At 42.8% G+C, this 16,839-nt stretch carries 13 protein-coding genes and 1 rRNA gene (1 of these 14 only partly in view); 6 read left to right on the forward strand and 8 right to left on the reverse strand.

Annotated features, from left to right (window positions below; genetic code table 11):
- The 8 genes from NST16_RS18090 to dnaA form a co-directional block, all read right to left on the reverse strand.
- Positions 1–1,069, reverse strand: a 16S ribosomal RNA gene (locus NST16_RS18090) (it extends 481 nt beyond the left edge of the window).
- Positions 1,070–1,357: 288 nt separating this feature from the next.
- Positions 1,358–3,829, reverse strand: a complete 2,472-nt coding sequence (gene gyrA / locus NST16_RS18095) for a DNA topoisomerase (ATP-hydrolyzing) subunit A (RefSeq protein WP_340887827.1) — start codon at positions 3,827–3,829, stop codon at positions 1,358–1,360.
- Between the two features lie 211 nt (positions 3,830–4,040).
- Positions 4,041–5,957, reverse strand: a complete 1,917-nt coding sequence (gyrB, locus tag NST16_RS18100; protein WP_010332677.1) for a DNA topoisomerase (ATP-hydrolyzing) subunit B — start codon at positions 5,955–5,957, stop codon at positions 4,041–4,043.
- A gap of 55 nt (positions 5,958–6,012) precedes the next feature.
- Entirely contained in the window at positions 6,013–6,258 is a 246-nt protein-coding gene (gene remB / locus NST16_RS18105) for an extracellular matrix regulator RemB (RefSeq protein ID WP_010332676.1), read from the reverse strand.
- A gap of 17 nt (positions 6,259–6,275) precedes the next feature.
- Positions 6,276–7,388 carry a DNA replication/repair protein RecF gene (gene recF, locus NST16_RS18110; RefSeq protein ID WP_168746732.1) on the reverse strand — a complete coding sequence of 371 codons (1,113 nt, stop codon included), beginning with the start codon at positions 7,386–7,388 and terminating at the stop codon, positions 6,276–6,278.
- Between the two features lie 15 nt (positions 7,389–7,403).
- Positions 7,404–7,619, reverse strand: coding sequence for a ribosome maturation protein RlbA (gene rlbA / locus NST16_RS18115; RefSeq protein WP_003219264.1), 216 nt, complete (start codon positions 7,617–7,619; stop codon positions 7,404–7,406).
- Positions 7,620–7,750: 131 nt separating this feature from the next.
- Positions 7,751–8,887: a DNA polymerase III subunit beta gene (gene dnaN / locus NST16_RS18120; RefSeq protein WP_010332674.1), complete on the reverse strand. Its 1,137-nt coding sequence runs from the start codon at positions 8,885–8,887 to the stop codon at positions 7,751–7,753.
- Between the two features lie 192 nt (positions 8,888–9,079).
- Complete coding sequence (gene dnaA, locus NST16_RS18125) at positions 9,080–10,420, reverse strand: chromosomal replication initiator protein DnaA (protein ID WP_010332673.1); 1,341 nt, start codon at positions 10,418–10,420, stop codon at positions 9,080–9,082.
- Between the two features lie 630 nt (positions 10,421–11,050).
- Between dnaA and rpmH the strand changes: the two genes are divergently transcribed.
- From rpmH to mnmG, 6 genes are all read left to right on the forward strand, one after another.
- Positions 11,051–11,185: a 50S ribosomal protein L34 gene (rpmH, locus tag NST16_RS18130; RefSeq protein ID WP_003178075.1), complete on the forward strand. Its 135-nt coding sequence runs from the start codon at positions 11,051–11,053 to the stop codon at positions 11,183–11,185.
- 147 nt (positions 11,186–11,332) lie between these two features.
- Positions 11,333–11,686: a ribonuclease P protein component gene (rnpA, locus tag NST16_RS18135; protein ID WP_010332672.1), complete on the forward strand. Its 354-nt coding sequence runs from the start codon at positions 11,333–11,335 to the stop codon at positions 11,684–11,686.
- Between the two features lie 141 nt (positions 11,687–11,827).
- The gene (spoIIIJ, locus tag NST16_RS18140) at positions 11,828–12,613 is read left to right on the forward strand and encodes a YidC family membrane integrase SpoIIIJ (protein ID WP_081638392.1); all 786 of its coding nucleotides are present in this window, start codon (positions 11,828–11,830) and stop codon (positions 12,611–12,613) included.
- Complete coding sequence (jag, locus tag NST16_RS18145) at positions 12,610–13,236, forward strand: RNA-binding cell elongation regulator Jag/EloR (RefSeq protein WP_340887834.1); 627 nt, start codon at positions 12,610–12,612, stop codon at positions 13,234–13,236. The genes spoIIIJ and jag overlap by 4 nt, the downstream gene beginning before the upstream one ends.
- A gap of 315 nt (positions 13,237–13,551) precedes the next feature.
- A complete protein-coding gene (mnmE, locus tag NST16_RS18150; RefSeq protein ID WP_026014643.1) occupies positions 13,552–14,931 on the forward strand; it encodes a tRNA uridine-5-carboxymethylaminomethyl(34) synthesis GTPase MnmE in 1,380 nt (459 codons plus the stop codon).
- Between the two features lie 20 nt (positions 14,932–14,951).
- A complete protein-coding gene (gene mnmG, locus NST16_RS18155) occupies positions 14,952–16,838 on the forward strand; it encodes a tRNA uridine-5-carboxymethylaminomethyl(34) synthesis enzyme MnmG (RefSeq protein ID WP_010332668.1) in 1,887 nt (628 codons plus the stop codon).
- The last annotated feature ends 1 nt before the right edge of the window (position 16,839 follow it).

Here is a 16,839-nt window from a genome sequence, read left to right on the forward strand (position 1 = left end):
CAACCATGCACCACCTGTCACTCTGCCCCCGAAGGGGACGTCCTATCTCTAGGATTGTCAGAGGATGTCAAGACCTGGTAAGGTTCTTCGCGTTGCTTCGAATTAAACCACATGCTCCACCGCTTGTGCGGGCCCCCGTCAATTCCTTTGAGTTTCAGTCTTGCGACCGTACTCCCCAGGCGGAGTGCTTAATGCGTTAGCTGCAGCACTAAGGGGCGGAAACCCCCTAACACTTAGCACTCATCGTTTACGGCGTGGACTACCAGGGTATCTAATCCTGTTCGCTCCCCACGCTTTCGCTCCTCAGCGTCAGTTACAGACCAGAGAGTCGCCTTCGCCACTGGTGTTCCTCCACATCTCTACGCATTTCACCGCTACACGTGGAATTCCACTCTCCTCTTCTGCACTCAAGTTCCCCAGTTTCCAATGACCCTCCCCGGTTGAGCCGGGGGCTTTCACATCAGACTTAAGGAACCGCCTGCGAGCCCTTTACGCCCAATAATTCCGGACAACGCTTGCCACCTACGTATTACCGCGGCTGCTGGCACGTAGTTAGCCGTGGCTTTCTGGTTAGGTACCGTCAAGGTACCGCCCTATTCGAACGGTACTTGTTCTTCCCTAACAACAGAGCTTTACGATCCGAAAACCTTCATCACTCACGCGGCGTTGCTCCGTCAGACTTTCGTCCATTGCGGAAGATTCCCTACTGCTGCCTCCCGTAGGAGTCTGGGCCGTGTCTCAGTCCCAGTGTGGCCGATCACCCTCTCAGGTCGGCTACGCATCGTTGCCTTGGTGAGCCGTTACCTCACCAACTAGCTAATGCGCCGCGGGTCCATCTGTAAGTGGTAGCCGAAGCCACCTTTTATGTTTGAACCATGCGGTTCAAACAAGCATCCGGTATTAGCCCCGGTTTCCCGGAGTTATCCCAGTCTTACAGGCAGGTTACCCACGTGTTACTCACCCGTCCGCCGCTAACATCAGGGAGCAAGCTCCCATCTGTCCGCTCGACTTGCATGTATTAGGCACGCCGCCAGCGTTCGTCCTGAGCCAGGATCAAACTCTCCGATAAAGTAGTTTGACTGACTACGCACATCGCTGTGCGATTTATTTAAAACTTGAATTAACAGGTACGTTTTGTCTTGTTTAGTTTTCAAAGAACTTTGCGCGCCTCTCTCGAATCGACTACTTAATAGTAACATTTTTAGTTAACTAGCTCAACACTTTTTTTAAAAAATGTTTTCATCTAGTAATGTCATGTCTTTTTTAAAAGACAACAGAAATGATTATACCATAATTCTTCTCACTGTAAAGAGTTTTTGATATAAAAAAGCGCAGCTGGTATAGCCGCGCTTTTTCTTTAATTTTCTTGCGTCTCTTCTTGCTCATTTTCTTCATTATCATCGTTTTTCTCAACTAATGCGACTGTGGCAACATGCTCTTGTTCCGCCATTCTGATGAGACGTACGCCTTGAGTTACGCGTCCGGTAGTTGAGATATCATTGATATCCATTCTGATCAGTACACCGCTGGCAGTAATAATCATCAGATCCTCTTCACCTTTGGTAGCTTTCACTGCTACTAAATGGCCGTTGTTCTCCGTGATTTTACATGTTTTCAGTCCTTTTCCGCCTCGGCTTTGGGTTCTGTATTCTTCAGCCGGAGTTCGTTTACCGTAACCTTTCTCAGTCACGATAAGGACATCAGATTCTTCCTCTAATATTTCCATGCCGACGACAATATCGTCGTCAGTAAGGGTGATGCCTTTTACGCCTGCCGCTGTTCTTCCCATTTCCCTAACATCTGTTTCAGAGAAACGAATCAGCAGTCCGTTTTTCGTTCCGATGATGATTTGTTTTGTGCCGTCAGTAAGCCGGACACCCATTAATTCATCATCTTCCCGCAAGCTCAGCGCAATTAAGCCGTTGTTACGGATATTAGCAAACTGAGACAGTGAAGTGCGTTTTGAAATCCCATGTTTTGTTGTGAAGAAGAGATAGAGATCTTCTTCGAATGCGGTGACTGGGATAATTGCGTTAATCCATTCACCTTTTTCTACCTCCAACAGATTGATAATCGGGATTCCCTTAGCGGTTCTACCGTATTCAGGGATTTCATACCCTTTTGCACGATACACTTTCCCTTTGTTAGAGAAGAAGAGAATCGTGTCATGTGTTGAAGTAGAGATCAAATGTTCAACGAAATCATCTTCGTTTGTTCCCATTCCCTGAACGCCTTTTCCTCCGCGCTTTTGACTGCGGTAGGTCGAAGCAGGCAGACGTTTGATATATCCGTTATGTGTCAGGGTGACAACGATGTTCTCTCTTTCGATGAGATCTTCATCTTCAATTGTTTCAAGACCGGCAGTAACGATCTCAGTGCGTCTTTCATCGTTGAAACGCTCTTTAATTTCTGTAAGCTCTTCACGGATGATCTCAAGCACTTTTTCTTCATTGGCCAAGATTTCTTTAAGCTCTGCAATTAATTTAATAAGGGATTGGTATTCTTCTTCAATCTTTTCTCTTTCCAATCCTGTTAAACGCTGGAGCCTCATATCTAGAATAGCTTGGGCTTGCTTTTCGGTCAGCGAGAATTGTTCAATTAACCCTGTTCTCGCAATTTCAGCCGTTTGAGAGCTGCGGATAAGGGATATAACTGCATCAAGATGATCAAGAGCAATCCTTAATCCTTCCAAGATATGCGCTCTTGCCTCCGCTTTACGCAATTCATAAGCTGTACGGCGTCTGATAACGACTTTTTGGTGATCGAGGTAATGCACCAGGCATTGCTTTAAATTTAATACCTTCGGTTCACCGTCAACAAGCGCCAGCATATTAATCCCGAAGGAGGTTTGCAGGGCTGTCTGTTTGTACAGGTTGTTCAGGATAACATGCGCATTGGCATCTCTTCTGATTTCAATGACAATCCGCATACCGTTACGGTCAGATTCATCACGCAAATCAGTTATTCCTTCAATTTTCTTATCCCTGACAAGATCAGCAATCTTCTCAATTAGACGCGCTTTATTCACCTGATAAGGGAGTTCTGTTACTAAAATTCTTTCTTTCCCTGAAGAAGTTTCTTCAATTTCTGCTTTTGCCCGAATCGTAATAGAACCTCTTCCGGATTCATATGCCTTGCGGATTCCGCTTCTGCCTAAAATTTGTCCGGCAGTCGGGAAATCCGGTCCAGGAATGAATTCCATCAGCTCTTGGATTGTTATGTCCTTGTTCTCGCTTACGGCAAGCACTCCGTCAATAATTTCTCCAAGCTGGTGCGGCGGAATATTTGTAGCCATTCCGACTGCAATTCCGGCTGCTCCATTTACAAGCAGGTTTGGGAATCTTGACGGCATGACAACAGGTTCTCTCTCTGACCCATCATAGTTATCTTGATAATCAATCGTGTCTTTTGTAATGTCTCGCAGAATTTCCATGGCGATCTTAGACATTCTGGCTTCGGTGTAACGCATCGCAGCGGCTGAGTCTCCGTCTACAGAACCAAAGTTTCCATGACCGTCGACAAGCATATAACGGTAGTTGAAATCCTGCGCCATTCTGACCATAGATTCATATACCGCTGAATCACCGTGAGGATGGTATTTCCCGATAACTTCTCCGACGATACGAGCCGATTTTTTATACGGCTTGTCACTCGTCATGCCTAAATCATTCATCGCGTATAAAATCCGTCTGTGAACCGGTTTTAAACCGTCACGCACATCCGGCAGTGCCCGGGATACGATAACGCTCATCGCATAATCCAAAAAGGACGTGCGCATTTCCTGACTGATATTTATTTCACGAACTTTTGGTGTGTTTTGTTCACTCATTAAAAAACCTCCCTGAAGTATCACATGAAATTATGTGGGAGTAGATTGTCCATTATGATCTTCAATACGATTTCGCTATTCTCCATTATATCAATAAACTTATACTTATACACATTAAATTACTAGAATATATAGGTTTTACAAGAATTCCTGGGTCCTGTCCAGTTCAGAAAAAAGCCTTATTTCTAATTGGAAATAAGGCTTTTTATTATTAGATGTCGAGATTTTTCACGTATCTCGCATTTGCTTCTATGAAATTTCTGCGCGGTTCTACTTTGTCTCCCATCAGCATTTCGAACGTTTCATCCGCATCCATTGCATCCTCTAGAGTCACCTGCAGAAGCGTTCTTGAGCTTGGATCCATAGTTGTCTCCCAAAGCTGGGTGGCATTCATTTCACCAAGACCTTTGTAACGCTGCAATCCAGGCTTAGGCGTTTGAGGAAGAGTTTGCAACAGTTCCTCAAGCTGCTTGTCATTGTAGGCATATTCAACACGTTTACCCTGCTGGACTTTGTAGAGCGGCGGCTGCGCGATGTACACATAGCCGTTTTCGATAATCTGACGCATATATCTGTAAAAGAACGTCAACAGCAATGTTCTGATGTGCGCGCCGTCAACGTCGGCATCTGTCATAATGACAACTTTGTGATAACGGGCTTTTTCCAAGTTGAAATCTTCCCCGATACCTGTGCCGAGTGCAGTAATCATAGAACGAACTTCATTATTAGAAAGAATTTTATCAAGCCTTGCTTTTTCAACATTCAGGATTTTACCTCTAAGCGGCAAAATGGCCTGGAAATGTCTGTCACGCCCCTGTTTTGCAGATCCTCCGGCAGAGTCACCCTCTACGATATATAACTCGGAGATGCTCGGGTCTTTCGAAGAGCAGTCCGCTAATTTACCGGGAAGGTTTGAAATCTCCAAAGCGCTTTTGCGGCGCGTTAATTCACGTGCTTTTTTCGCAGCCATTCTTGCTCTTGCTGCCATTAAACCTTTGTCAACGATTTTTCTGGCCGCATCTGGATTTTCCAGCATAAATGTTTCCAACGCCGCAGAAAATAACGTATCTGTGATAGTCCGTGCCTCTGAGTTGCCTAATTTTGTTTTCGTTTGGCCTTCGAACTGCGGATCCGGGTGTTTGATTGAGATAATCGCGGTAAGCCCTTCTCTCACATCATCTCCGCTCAAGTTTGGATCATTTTCTTTTATGAGTCCTTTTTTTCTGGCGTAATCATTGATGACACGAGTCAGCCCCGTTTTAAAACCGGCTTCATGGGTACCGCCTTCGTACGTGTTGATATTGTTTGTAAATGAGTAAATATTGCTTGTGTAGCCGTCATTGTATTGCAGAGCGACTTCAACCGTAATGCCGTCCTTTTCGCCTTCAATATAAATCGGCTCTTCATGGACAACTTCTTTGGAGCGGTTTAAATACTCTACATAGCTTTTTATTCCGCCTTCGTAATGATACTCATTTTTGCGTTCTTGTCCTTCACGTTTATCTTCAATCGTGATGTTTACGCCTTTTGTCAAAAAGGCTAGTTCACGAACACGGTTAGCAAGCAGATCATATTCATACTCAGTTGTTTCCGTGAAAATTTCAGGATCTGGAACAAAATGTGTAGTCGTTCCGGTATGATCCGTTTCGCCAATAACCTCGAGATCAGAAACCGGGATACCGCGGTTATAGACTTGACGATGGATTTTTCCGTCACGGTGAACAGTCACATCAAGCTCTGTTGATAACGCGTTAACGACCGAGGCACCTACACCGTGCAAACCTCCGGACACTTTATATCCGCTTCCATCAAATTTTCCTCCGGCGTGAAGCACAGTCATAATAACTTCAACCGCTGGACGGCCCATTTTCTCATGAATACCGACTGGAATCCCGCGGCCATTATCAATTACTGTGATGCTGTTGTCTTTTTCAATTAGGATATTGATATCTGTACAATAACCGGCCAGGGCTTCGTCAATACTATTGTCGACAATTTCCCATACCAGATGGTGAAGACCTTTACTGTTAGTTGAACCGATGTACATCCCCGGTCTTTTACGAACAGCTTCCAATCCTTCTAGTACCTGTATCTGATTTTCATCATAACTATTTTGCTGCTGTTCCATAGCCACGTTATTCACCTACACTTTTCTTAAACAATATATTCGTTATAAAAAATCACTAAGAATCTATTTCAACCATAAATTGCGCACGTTTTTTTAATGTGCTTGAAGATAAGGGAGAGTAATATATATTCTGAACCGTGACTACGATAGATTTGGGTGTGCCGTTTACGGAAGGCACCAGCTTGTGTTTCTGTTTTTTCAGAAATTCTTCAACAATTGGCGACATGTTGGCTTTAAAATCAAAAATGCCAATAATATCGCATGTTGAAACCACAAAATCATCACCTAAATGAATATACAATTGCCCACCTCATTTCTTCACTTCACTAACGCACCGTTTTGCACACGGAACATTCCTGCTTGCCGTAAGGTTTCGTGATCAATGCCATCAACGCTTGTCGTTGTGACAAACGTTTGTACACGGCCCTGGATGGTATGAAGCAAGTGCGATTGGCGATAATCATCCAGCTCACTCAGCACATCATCCAATAGTAAAATGGGATATTCTCCGATTTCTTCATGGATCAGGTCAATCTCAGCCAGCTTAAGGGATAATGCCGTCGTCCGCTGCTGTCCTTGAGAACCGTACGTCTGCACATCGCGTCCGTTCACATAGAAAAGAACATCATCCCGATGAGGTCCAGACAGCGTGACGCCACGCTCAATTTCTTTTTCTCTTAATTTAGAAAACGCTTCTTGATAGCTATCTCCTATTTTCGACAAGTCTTCAGGATCTGATACCTCAAGAGCCGTATGGTACTTCAGCGTCAGTTCCTCAAGCCCTCTTGAGATGCCCGAATGGATAGGCTGCGCCCATTTTTCGAGCTGTGCCGTGAATTGCAGACGTTTTACGACGACTTTTGCGGCAACTTCAATAAGCTGATCAGTCAGAACATCAAGCATTGTTCTGTCAGTTTGTTTTCTTGTTTGCAGCTGCTTCAGAAAGTGATTTCGCTGGGAAAGAATCTTCTGGTAAAGAGAAAGGTCATACAGGTAGACGGGAGAAACTTGGCCAATTTCCATGTCAAGAAACCTCCGTCTCACTTGAGGGCTTCCCTTTACAAGGTTTAAATCTTCCGGCGCAAACATGATGGTGTTGAGGGCACCGACATACTGGCTGAGCTTTTGCTGTTCGATATGATTGACCTTGCCCTTTTTACCCTTTTTGGAGATGACGAGCTGCATCGGAATCGCTCCGTTTTTCTTCATCACTCTTCCCTCTATTTTAGCATAGTCTTTGTCCCATCGGATAAGTTCTTTGTCATTTGAGGTCCGATGCGATTTTGCCATGGACAAGACATAGATCGCTTCCATGAGGTTTGTTTTCCCCTGGGCATTTTCTCCAATGATCACATTTACTTTATTTTCAAATTGAAGTTCAGCATGTTCATAGTTGCGGTAAGATGTCAGTTCTAAGTTCTGGATATGCAATCAGTGTCACCCGCTTTAATTGACGACTTGAAATGAACCAAATCCTTCAATCTCTACCACATCTCCAACATACAGCTTTCTGCCGCGGCGATTGTCCGGCTCATTGTTTACAAGCACTTCATGCTCGCTCAAAAACCACTTTGCCATACCGCCTGACTGAATCACATCGGCTAATTTCAGAAATTGACCGAGTGTAATCATCTCTGTATCAATAGAAATCGGATTTGCCATTATATCGACCTCTTTCAAATATCACTAATATCTAATTGTACTAAAAAAAATCGAATTAGGGAAAGGGAAAACTTGACGGAGCAGATACTGAATAGAAAAGCTGCCGAGCAGGTCGGCAGCCGTATATCGGATTAATAGGTTCTGACAGGGAGGATAAGCTGTACGATTGTTTCATCATTCGGCGTGCGAATTAAGAAAGGTCTCATAGCTCCTGTAAAGCTGACACGTATCTCTGCTCCTTCAAGCACCTTTAATGCATCCAGCATATATTTTGGACTAAAAGAGATATTTAATTCCTCACCCTCAATCTGATCTGCAAGGACTGCTTCCACAACTTTTCCGATTTCAGGTGAATTAGAAGAAATCTCAATTGATTCAGCAGGTTTTGCAGAAAGCTTCACCACGTTATTGCGTCCTTCTCTGGCTAATAGAGATGCACGATCAATCGCCTGAAGGAATTCTTTTGTGTTCACAATGATTTCTGTCTTGCTTTCTTGCGGAATAAGGCTCGTTGTATCTGGGTAATTTCCATCCAGCAGGCGCGAGAAGAACAAGACGTTTTTTGCTTTAAACAGAACCTGGGTTTCTGTAATGACGATATCTACTAGTTCTTGGTTGTCATCTAAAATTTTGCTGAGTTCAGTTAAGCTCTTACCCGGAATCACGACGTTATAGGATCTGTCTTCTGAAATATCAAGTTTGGCTTTTCTTAAAGCCAAACGGTGGCTATCCGTCGCAGTGCATAATAATTCACTTTTCTCCACTTTCCAGTTTACACCTGTCAATATAGGGCGTGTTTCTGAGGTGGACACCGCAAACACTGTTTGTCTAATTAGGTTTTTTAACAAATCCGTAGGAATCTGAATCGCATGGTGCTCTTCGATCTGCGGCAAATGCGGATATTCATCAGCATCAAGTCCATTTAGGTTAAATTCGGCTTTTCCAGAGCGGATAATCGTCAGATATTGATTTTGCACTTCGATTTCTACAGCTGCCATCGGGAGTTTTTTTACAATTTCGCTAAAGAAGCGGGCTTGTAATACAATGCTGCCTGGCTGTTCAATCGTAACGATTTCTTTATCTCCCTCTTCTTTCGGAATAAAAGACTCAATGGAAATATCAGAATCGCTTCCTGTAAAAGATACCCCTTCATCTGAGGCAACGATCTTAATACCGGTCAAAATCGGAATTGTAGTTCTGGATGAAACTGCTTTTAACACATCTTGGACACTTTCAACAAGACGATCTTTTTGAATCGTAAATTTCATTTTTATCCTCCTAACGGATAATGTATTAATATATATATTTTTTTAAAAAAAGTAGTAGAAGTAATAGTAGGGCTTGTGGATTTGTGGATAAGATGTGAAAAAGACAGGAAACACAGCCTATCCACATGTGGACAGACTGTGCATGACTGTAGAAAAGTTATTCACACTTCTCCCGATTTATCCCCGGCCCTATTATTTAAGCTGTTCCTTAATTTCTTTTACATGCTGCTGAAGCTGTTCATCATCTGCCATCAGTTTTGAGATTTTTTCATGCGCATGAATAACGGTTGTATGGTCACGGCCACCGAATTCCTCCCCAATTTTAGGGAGAGAGGAGTCAGTCATTTCTCTCGATAAGTACATAGCGATTTGACGCGGGAATGCTACCGATTTTGTCCGTTTTTTTGCTTTGAAATCCTCAAGTTTAATATTGAATTGCTGGCCTACTACTCTCTGAATTTCTTTTATTGTAATCACTTTCGGTTTTGAGGAAGGAATAATATCTTTTAATGCCTCAGCGGCCAGATCGGCATTAATGTCTTTATTAATTAAAGATGAATACGCAACGACCCTGATTAATGCCCCTTCCAGCTCCCGAATGTTGCTGTCGATTTGATTTGCGATATAAAGCATAACCTCGTTCGGTATATCCAAGCCTTCCGCTTTGGCTTTTTTTCTTAAAATCGCAATTCTCGTTTCTAAATCAGGAGGCGTGATATCTGTAATCAGACCCCATTCAAAGCGTGAACGCAATCTGTCTTCAAGTGTCGGAATTTCTTTAGGCGGTCTATCACTTGAAATGACGATTTGTTTGCTTTCTTCGTGCAGCGTGTTGAAAGTATGGAAAAATTCTTCTTGCGTTTGTTCTTTCCCGGCTAAAAATTGAATATCATCTATCAAAAGCACATCAACATTTCGGTAGCGATTGCGGAAATCAACTGCTTTATTATCCCGAATAGAGTTGATGAACTCGTTAGTAAATTTCTCAGAAGACAGATAAACCACTTTGGCAGAAGGATTATGATCTATTACATAATGGCCGATCGCATGCATTAAGTGTGTTTTCCCTAATCCAACGCCTCCGTAGATAAATAAAGGGTTGTATGCTTTTGCAGGTGCTTCCGCTACTGCTAGGGAAGCTGCGTGAGCGAATCGGTTTCCAGATCCGATGACAAAAGTATCAAATGTATACTTTGGGTTGAGCATATTTTGAGGAAAATCAGATGTATCTTCTTTTACCGCTTTTTTGACTTGCGGTTTTGGCATAAAGTCTTCGACATCTTGATTTTGAGGAATGACAAATTTAATGCTCAATTCTTCCCCGGTTAATTCATATATAGTATCTGCAATGAGATGCAAGTACCTGGACTCCAGCCAGTCTCTGGCAAATTCATTAGGAGCGGTAATTGTCAATGTATCCCCTTGCAGTGAGTGGGCTTTCGTTGATTTCATCCAAGTCTCGAAACTCGGTTTGCTCAATTTTTTTTCAATTTGAGCAAGGGCTTGGTTCCACAGGTCTAATATATTTTCCATCTTCCGGCACGTCCCTCCTTTTCTAAAAAAATAACGCCTTTTTCTGTTATAGAACACAAAAAAAGAGCAAATGGCGGTAACCATTCGTACACATTAAATGTTGAAAACATATAATATAGTAGATAAATAGCTTTTCGACAAATTTCACAAGTTGTGGACAACTTTCTACACATGCTGTGTGAAATCAATCCACATCTTATCCACAGTTTGTGGATAAAGAGTGAAAGCAAGATTCATAATCAAGAGTTAAAACACAAATATAATACCAAATTAAACGAGAGCTTGCAATGGTTGTCACAATCTTATCCACAAAGCAGACAACCTGTTGAAAAAAAATTGTCCACAGGAGTTAGCAGTGTGAAAATGTTGTCGATAACCTTTGTGGATATTAAAAAAAGGGAAAAAAGATATCCACATCACGAATTTTCAGCTCAGAATGTCATTTGAATCTGACTTTTTTTCGTTAAATTCAGGAATCTGAAAAAATAAGGTTTCGAAAGTCGAGAAGGTATGGTATCCTATTATGGTTGCAAGAAACAAAAGCACTAGTGAAGTTGACAATGAATAGGTAACGCAAATATAATAAGTAAGACTGTCTTTAACAGCTATTCCTCGAGGGAGGTGTCATAAATGAAAAGAACATTCCAACCGAATAACCGTAAACGCAGTAAAGTTCATGGCTTCAGAAGCCGTATGAGTTCAAAAAACGGTCGTCTAGTTTTAGCGCGCCGTCGCCGCAAAGGCAGAAAAGTATTATCAGCTTAGGCCACTGAATAATGTCAGTGGTCTTTTTTCACTTTAAGGGAAAAGATATATGTGATGTGTATGAGCGGGGGGATGTCCCTCTCTCTGCACATCTCATTTTCAGATAAAATTAAAAGTTTCTGCCAGCCAGTATCGGAGTGAGTCAATTTGAAGAAGCGAAATCGTTTAAAGAAAAATGAAGATTTTCAAAAAGTGTTTAAGCATGGCACGTCAGTAGCGAATCGCCAGTTTGTCTTATATACGCTTGATCAGCCTGAAAACGATGAGCTGCGCGTTGGTCTTTCCGTCAGCAAAAAAATTGGCAATGCAGTAATGCGAAACCGGATAAAACGTTTAATCCGGCAAGCTTTTCTAGAAGAGAGAGACAGGCTGAAGGAAAAGGATTATATTATTATTGCCAGAAAACCAGCAAGTCAGCTGACATTTGAGGAAACGAAAAAAAGTCTGCAGCATTTATTCAGAAAGGCCTCATTATATAAGAAAACTTCGTCAAAAAAGTAGGTGCCACTGCTTTCTTACAACTTTTAAAAGCGCTTCCTTTCTGGTTGAACAGAAAAAGACACCATTTAAAACTGAAAGATGCTAAAATACATACAAGTATGTTTTGTAATAAGAGAGTGTAAAGAATGATTATAGGAGGAAATGTTGTTGAAAAGGAGAATATGGTTGCTATTAAGTATGGTCGGCGTATTCATGCTTTTGGCTGGATGCTCGAGTGTCAAAGAGCCGATCACTGCAGATAGTCCGCATTTTTGGGACAAGTACGTAGTATTTCCATTGTCTGAGCTCATTACGTATGTTGCGAAATTGACGGGAGACAACTATGGACTTTCAATTATTATTGTTACAATTTTAATTCGTTTATTAATTTTGCCGCTGATGATCAAGCAGCTGAGAAGCTCGAAAGCGATGCAGGCTTTACAGCCGGAAATGCAAAAGCTTAAAGAAAAATACAGCTCAAAGGATCAAAAAACGCAGCAGAAACTTCAGCAGGAAACAATGGCTTTATTTCAAAAGCATGGCGTCAACCCATTGGCAGGATGTTTCCCGATTTTAATTCAAATGCCGATTTTAATCGGATTCTATCATGCGATCATGAGAACACAGGCGATTTCAGAGCACAGTTTCTTATGGTTTGACTTAGGGGAAAAAGATCCTTTCTATATTCTTCCGATTGTTGCCGGGGTTGCTACTTTCGTACAGCAAAAATTAATGATGGCGGGCAACGCGCAGCAAAATCCGCAAATGGCAATGATGCTTTGGATTATGCCGATTATGATCATTGTGTTTGCGATCAACTTCCCAGCGGCGCTTTCTCTTTATTGGGTAGTCGGTAACTTGTTTATGATTGCGCAAACTTTCCTCATTAAAGGGCCTGATATTAAAAAAGATCCTCAGCCGCAAAAAGCCGGAGGAAAGAAAAAGTGAGGAATGTGACTGCTGCAGGGCGAGATGTCGATGAAGCAGTACAGTCCGGATTACGTGAGCTGCAATTAACGAGAGATGAAGTTGACATTACCGTTATTGAGGAAGGAAACAAAGGCTTCCTCGGTATATTCGGCAAAAAGCCGGCAATCGTAAAGCTGGCTGAAAAATTTGATCCGATTCAGGAAACAAGGATTTATCTTAAAAGAATTGTCGAATCCATTGCCGGAAAGTCTGATGTGACTGTAAAAGAAAGCAAAAAGGCAGTATGTTTCCATATAACGGGTGAAAAAGCGGCATTGTTGATTGGGAAAAGAGGACAAACCTTAAATGCCCTTCAAACTTTGACCCAGCTTGTCCTTAATCGTTATTCAGATCAGTATAAAAATGTGACGGTAGATGCAGAAAACTACCGTTCGAAAAGGAAAGATACGCTGAGTCAGCTGGCTGTGAGACTGGCAGACCAGGTTTTGAAAACGAAAAAAGATGTTCATTTAGAACCGATGCCGTCCAGTGAAAGAAAAATCATTCATGATGCTCTTTCCAAATATGCAAATCAGCAGATCAATACGTATTCAATGGGTGAAGGCGATAATCGCCACCTCGTTATTTCCCAGAAAAGATAACATAAAACCGAAGTCCGGTAAAAATCGGAGCTTCGGTTTTTTTGTATAGAAAAATCTATTTTCCCTTGTAATATCAAGCTTTTTCCGTTTAAGTTTTTCCTTTTTAGGTGTATCCTGTTGATAAAAAGGAAGTTCAGGAAATAAAATTAATTGTTATTCACATGTGGATAAGTTAAAGTAATAAGGGATGAATTTCTAAGTCTGTGGATAACACATCTTCCACTTCGAACCAAACTATGTTATCTTTTAGTTTTGGCATAATAAAATATTTTTTTATATAGATGAATGAGAGTATAGAAAAGAGAGGTGAACAACATGGATACAATTGCGGCCATTTCTACACCGATGGGTGAGGGTGCGATTGCTATTGTACGGCTGAGCGGACCGGAAGCAATCCAGATTGCCGACAGGATTTATAAAGGGCCGAAAGGGAAAACGATCAGTTCGGTCGAATCACACACGATTCATTACGGCCATATCGTAGACAAACGTACCGATCGGGTCGTGGAGGAAGTAATGGTATCGGTGTTAAAAGCACCGAGAACTTTTACACGTGAAGATGTCATAGAAATAAACTGCCACGGGGGAATTGTGACAGTAAACCAAGTGCTCCAACTCGCCTTAAGAGAGGGAGCGAGACTGGCGGAGCCTGGTGAATTTACGAAACGCGCATTTTTAAATGGCCGAATCGACCTTTCACAGGCGGAAGCGGTAATGGACTTAATCAGAGCGAAAACGGATCGGGCAATGAACGTCGCTTTGAATCAAATGGAAGGGCGTCTCTCTGCTTTGGTGCGCCGTTTGCGCGATGATATTTTAGAAACGCTGGCCCATGTTGAGGTAAATATAGATTATCCGGAGTATGATGATGTAGAAGAAATGACACATCAGCTTTTAGTTGAAAAGGCAAGCTCCGTTAAAAAAGAAATTGAGGCGCTGCTTAGAACGTCTGAGCAAGGCAAAATTTTACGGGAAGGTCTTTCCACTGTCATTATCGGCCGTCCGAATGTCGGGAAGTCTTCTCTTCTGAACAGCCTGGTTCACGAGGCAAAAGCCATTGTTACCGATATTCCGGGTACGACAAGGGATGTGATTGAGGAATACGTGAATGTGAGAGGTGTTCCGCTTCGTCTTGTTGATACTGCAGGTATTCGTGAAACAGAGGATATTGTTGAACGAATAGGTGTTGAACGCTCTCGTCAGGTTTTGAAGGAAGCAGACCTGATTTTACTTGTGCTCAATTATAGTGAAGAGCTTTCTGAAGAAGACGTGAAGCTTTTTGAAGCCGTTAAGGGAATGGACGTCATCGTTATTATGAATAAGACTGACCTCGAGGCGAAAATTGACATAGAACGTGTACGTGAGCTGGCCAATGGACGTCCTGTTGTAACGACCTCCCTTCTAAAAGAAGAAGGCGTTAATGATTTGGAGGAAGCGATTCAATCGCTGTTCTTTACAGGTGCTATTGAAAGCGGAGATTTAACGTATGTCAGCAACACACGCCATATATCAATTTTACAGGAAGCAAAACGCGCCATTGAAGACGCGCTTAGCGGCATCGAACAGGATGTCCCGATCGATATGGTGCAGATTGATCTAACAAGATGCTGGGAGCTTCTGGGCGAAATCATTGGAGACGCTGTCCACGAAAGCTTAATTGATCAGCTCTTTTCACAGTTCTGTTTAGGAAAATAATAAAAGGAGGAATTAGAATCATGGGGTATGAAGCAGGCCAATACGATGTGATTGTGATTGGCGCCGGGCATGCCGGTGTTGAGGCTGCCCTCGCATCAGCACGCCAAGGCGCCAAAACGCTTGTCTTGACCATCAACTTAGATATGGTTGCGTTTATGCCATGTAATCCGTCTGTCGGCGGCCCTGCAAAAGGGATTGTCGTCCGCGAAATTGACGCGCTTGGTGGAGAAATGGGCAGAAACATCGATAAAACGCATATTCAAATGAGAATGCTGAATACTGGAAAAGGTCCTGCGGTCCGTGCATTGCGTGCCCAAGCAGACAAATTCCAATATCAGCACGAAATGAAAAATACGCTTGAAAAAGAACCAAACTTAACGCTGCTGCAAGGAATTGTGGAGCGGCTGATCGTTGAAGACGGCGAGTGCCGCGGTGTCATTACACAAACCGGTGCGCATTACCGCGCGAAAGCTGTTGTCATGACGACTGGAACATATTTGAGAGGGCGTATCATTCTCGGTGATCTTTCTTACTCAAGCGGTCCGAACAACCAGCAGCCTTCTATTAAGCTTTCTGAGCATTTGGAAGAACTGGGCTTCGACCTTGTTCGTTTTAAAACAGGTACGCCGCCTCGCGTCAAAAGCGACACGATTGATTACAGCAAAACAGAGATTCAGCCTGGTGACGAAGTGCCTCGCGCTTTCTCATATGAAACGGTTGAATATATTACAGATCAGCTTCCTTGCTGGCTGACATATACGAGCCCTGAGACACATGAAATTATCGACAGCAACCTGCACCGTTCACCGATGTATTCCGGTATGATCAAAGGTACAGGTCCGAGATACTGCCCATCAATTGAAGATAAAGTTGTTCGTTTTAATGATAAACCGCGTCATCAAATTTTCCTTGAGCCAGAAGGCAGAAATACGCAGGAAGTTTATGTTCAAGGTTTGTCTACTAGTCTTCCAGAGGACGTGCAGCAAAGAATGCTTGCAACGATTCCGGGTCTGGAAAACGTTCAAATGATGAGAGCCGGCTATGCGATTGAGTACGACGCGATTGTACCGACTCAGCTATGGCCAACGCTTGAAACGAAAAAAATTACAAATCTCTACACTGCCGGCCAAATTAATGGAACATCCGGTTATGAAGAAGCCGCGGGACAAGGCATTATGGCGGGAATCAATGCAGGGCGAAAAGCGCTTGGAAAAGAAGAAGTGATTCTAAGCCGTTCTGACGCCTACATTGGTGTTCTCATTGATGACCTTGTGACAAAAGGAACAAATGAGCCATACCGTCTTTTGACATCTCGTGCTGAATACAGATTGCTTCTTCGCCATGACAATGCAGATCTGCGTCTGACAGAAATCGGCCACCGTATCGGATTAATTTCTGATGAGCGATTTGCGGCTTTTGAAAAGAAAAAAGCGGCCATCGAAGCGGAGAAAAAACGTCTGCATTCTGTGATTATCAAGCCGTCTCCAGAAAATCAAGAATATATCCGTTCTCTTGGCGGAAGCGAATTGAAAGATGGAGTACGCGGCACAGACTTGATGAAACGTCCTGAAATGAACTATGAAACTGTGACTAAACTTGCGCCGCCAGAAGTGCCGGTTCCGCAAGAAGTGGCAGAACAAGTAGAAATTCAAGTGAAATATGAAGGGTATATTGAAAAATCCCTTCAGCAGGTGGAAAAACTGAAGAAGATGGAAAACAAAAAAATTCCTGATCGAATTGATTATGACGCAATTAAGGGGATTGCAACTGAGGCTCGTCAAAAGCTGAAAAACGTACGGCCTTTGTCTGTTGCCCAAGCTTCCCGTATTTCTGGTGTGAACCCGGCAGACATTTCAATTCTATTGGTATATTTAGAGCAGGGCCGCATTGCGAAGATAGCCGAGTAGA

Source organism: Bacillus sp. FSL K6-1005, assembly GCF_038000225.1.
GTDB classification, from domain to species: domain Bacteria; phylum Bacillota; class Bacilli; order Bacillales; family Bacillaceae; genus Bacillus; species Bacillus mojavensis.

What these genes read in the sequence shown, in the direction of transcription:
- gyrA (WP_340887827.1), bottom strand. Translation starts at nt 3,829, where the DNA reads ATGAGTGAACAAAACACACCAAAAGTTCGTGAAATAAATATCAGTCAG.
- gyrB (WP_010332677.1), bottom strand. Translation starts at nt 5,957, where the DNA reads ATGGAACAGCAGCAAAATAGTTATGATGAAAATCAGATACAGGTACTA.
- rlbA (WP_003219264.1), bottom strand. Translation starts at nt 7,619, where the DNA reads ATGGCAAATCCGATTTCTATTGATACAGAGATGATTACACTCGGTCAA.
- dnaN (WP_010332674.1), bottom strand. Translation starts at nt 8,887, where the DNA reads ATGAAATTTACGATTCAAAAAGATCGTCTTGTTGAAAGTGTCCAAGAT.
- dnaA (WP_010332673.1), bottom strand. Translation starts at nt 10,420, where the DNA reads ATGGAAAATATATTAGACCTGTGGAACCAAGCCCTTGCTCAAATTGAA.
- rpmH (WP_003178075.1), top strand. Translation starts at nt 11,051, where the DNA reads ATGAAAAGAACATTCCAACCGAATAACCGTAAACGCAGTAAAGTTCAT.
- spoIIIJ (WP_081638392.1), top strand. Translation starts at nt 11,828, where the DNA reads ATGTTGTTGAAAAGGAGAATATGGTTGCTATTAAGTATGGTCGGCGTA.
- mnmE (WP_026014643.1), top strand. Translation starts at nt 13,552, where the DNA reads ATGGATACAATTGCGGCCATTTCTACACCGATGGGTGAGGGTGCGATT.
- mnmG (WP_010332668.1), top strand. Translation starts at nt 14,952, where the DNA reads ATGGGGTATGAAGCAGGCCAATACGATGTGATTGTGATTGGCGCCGGG.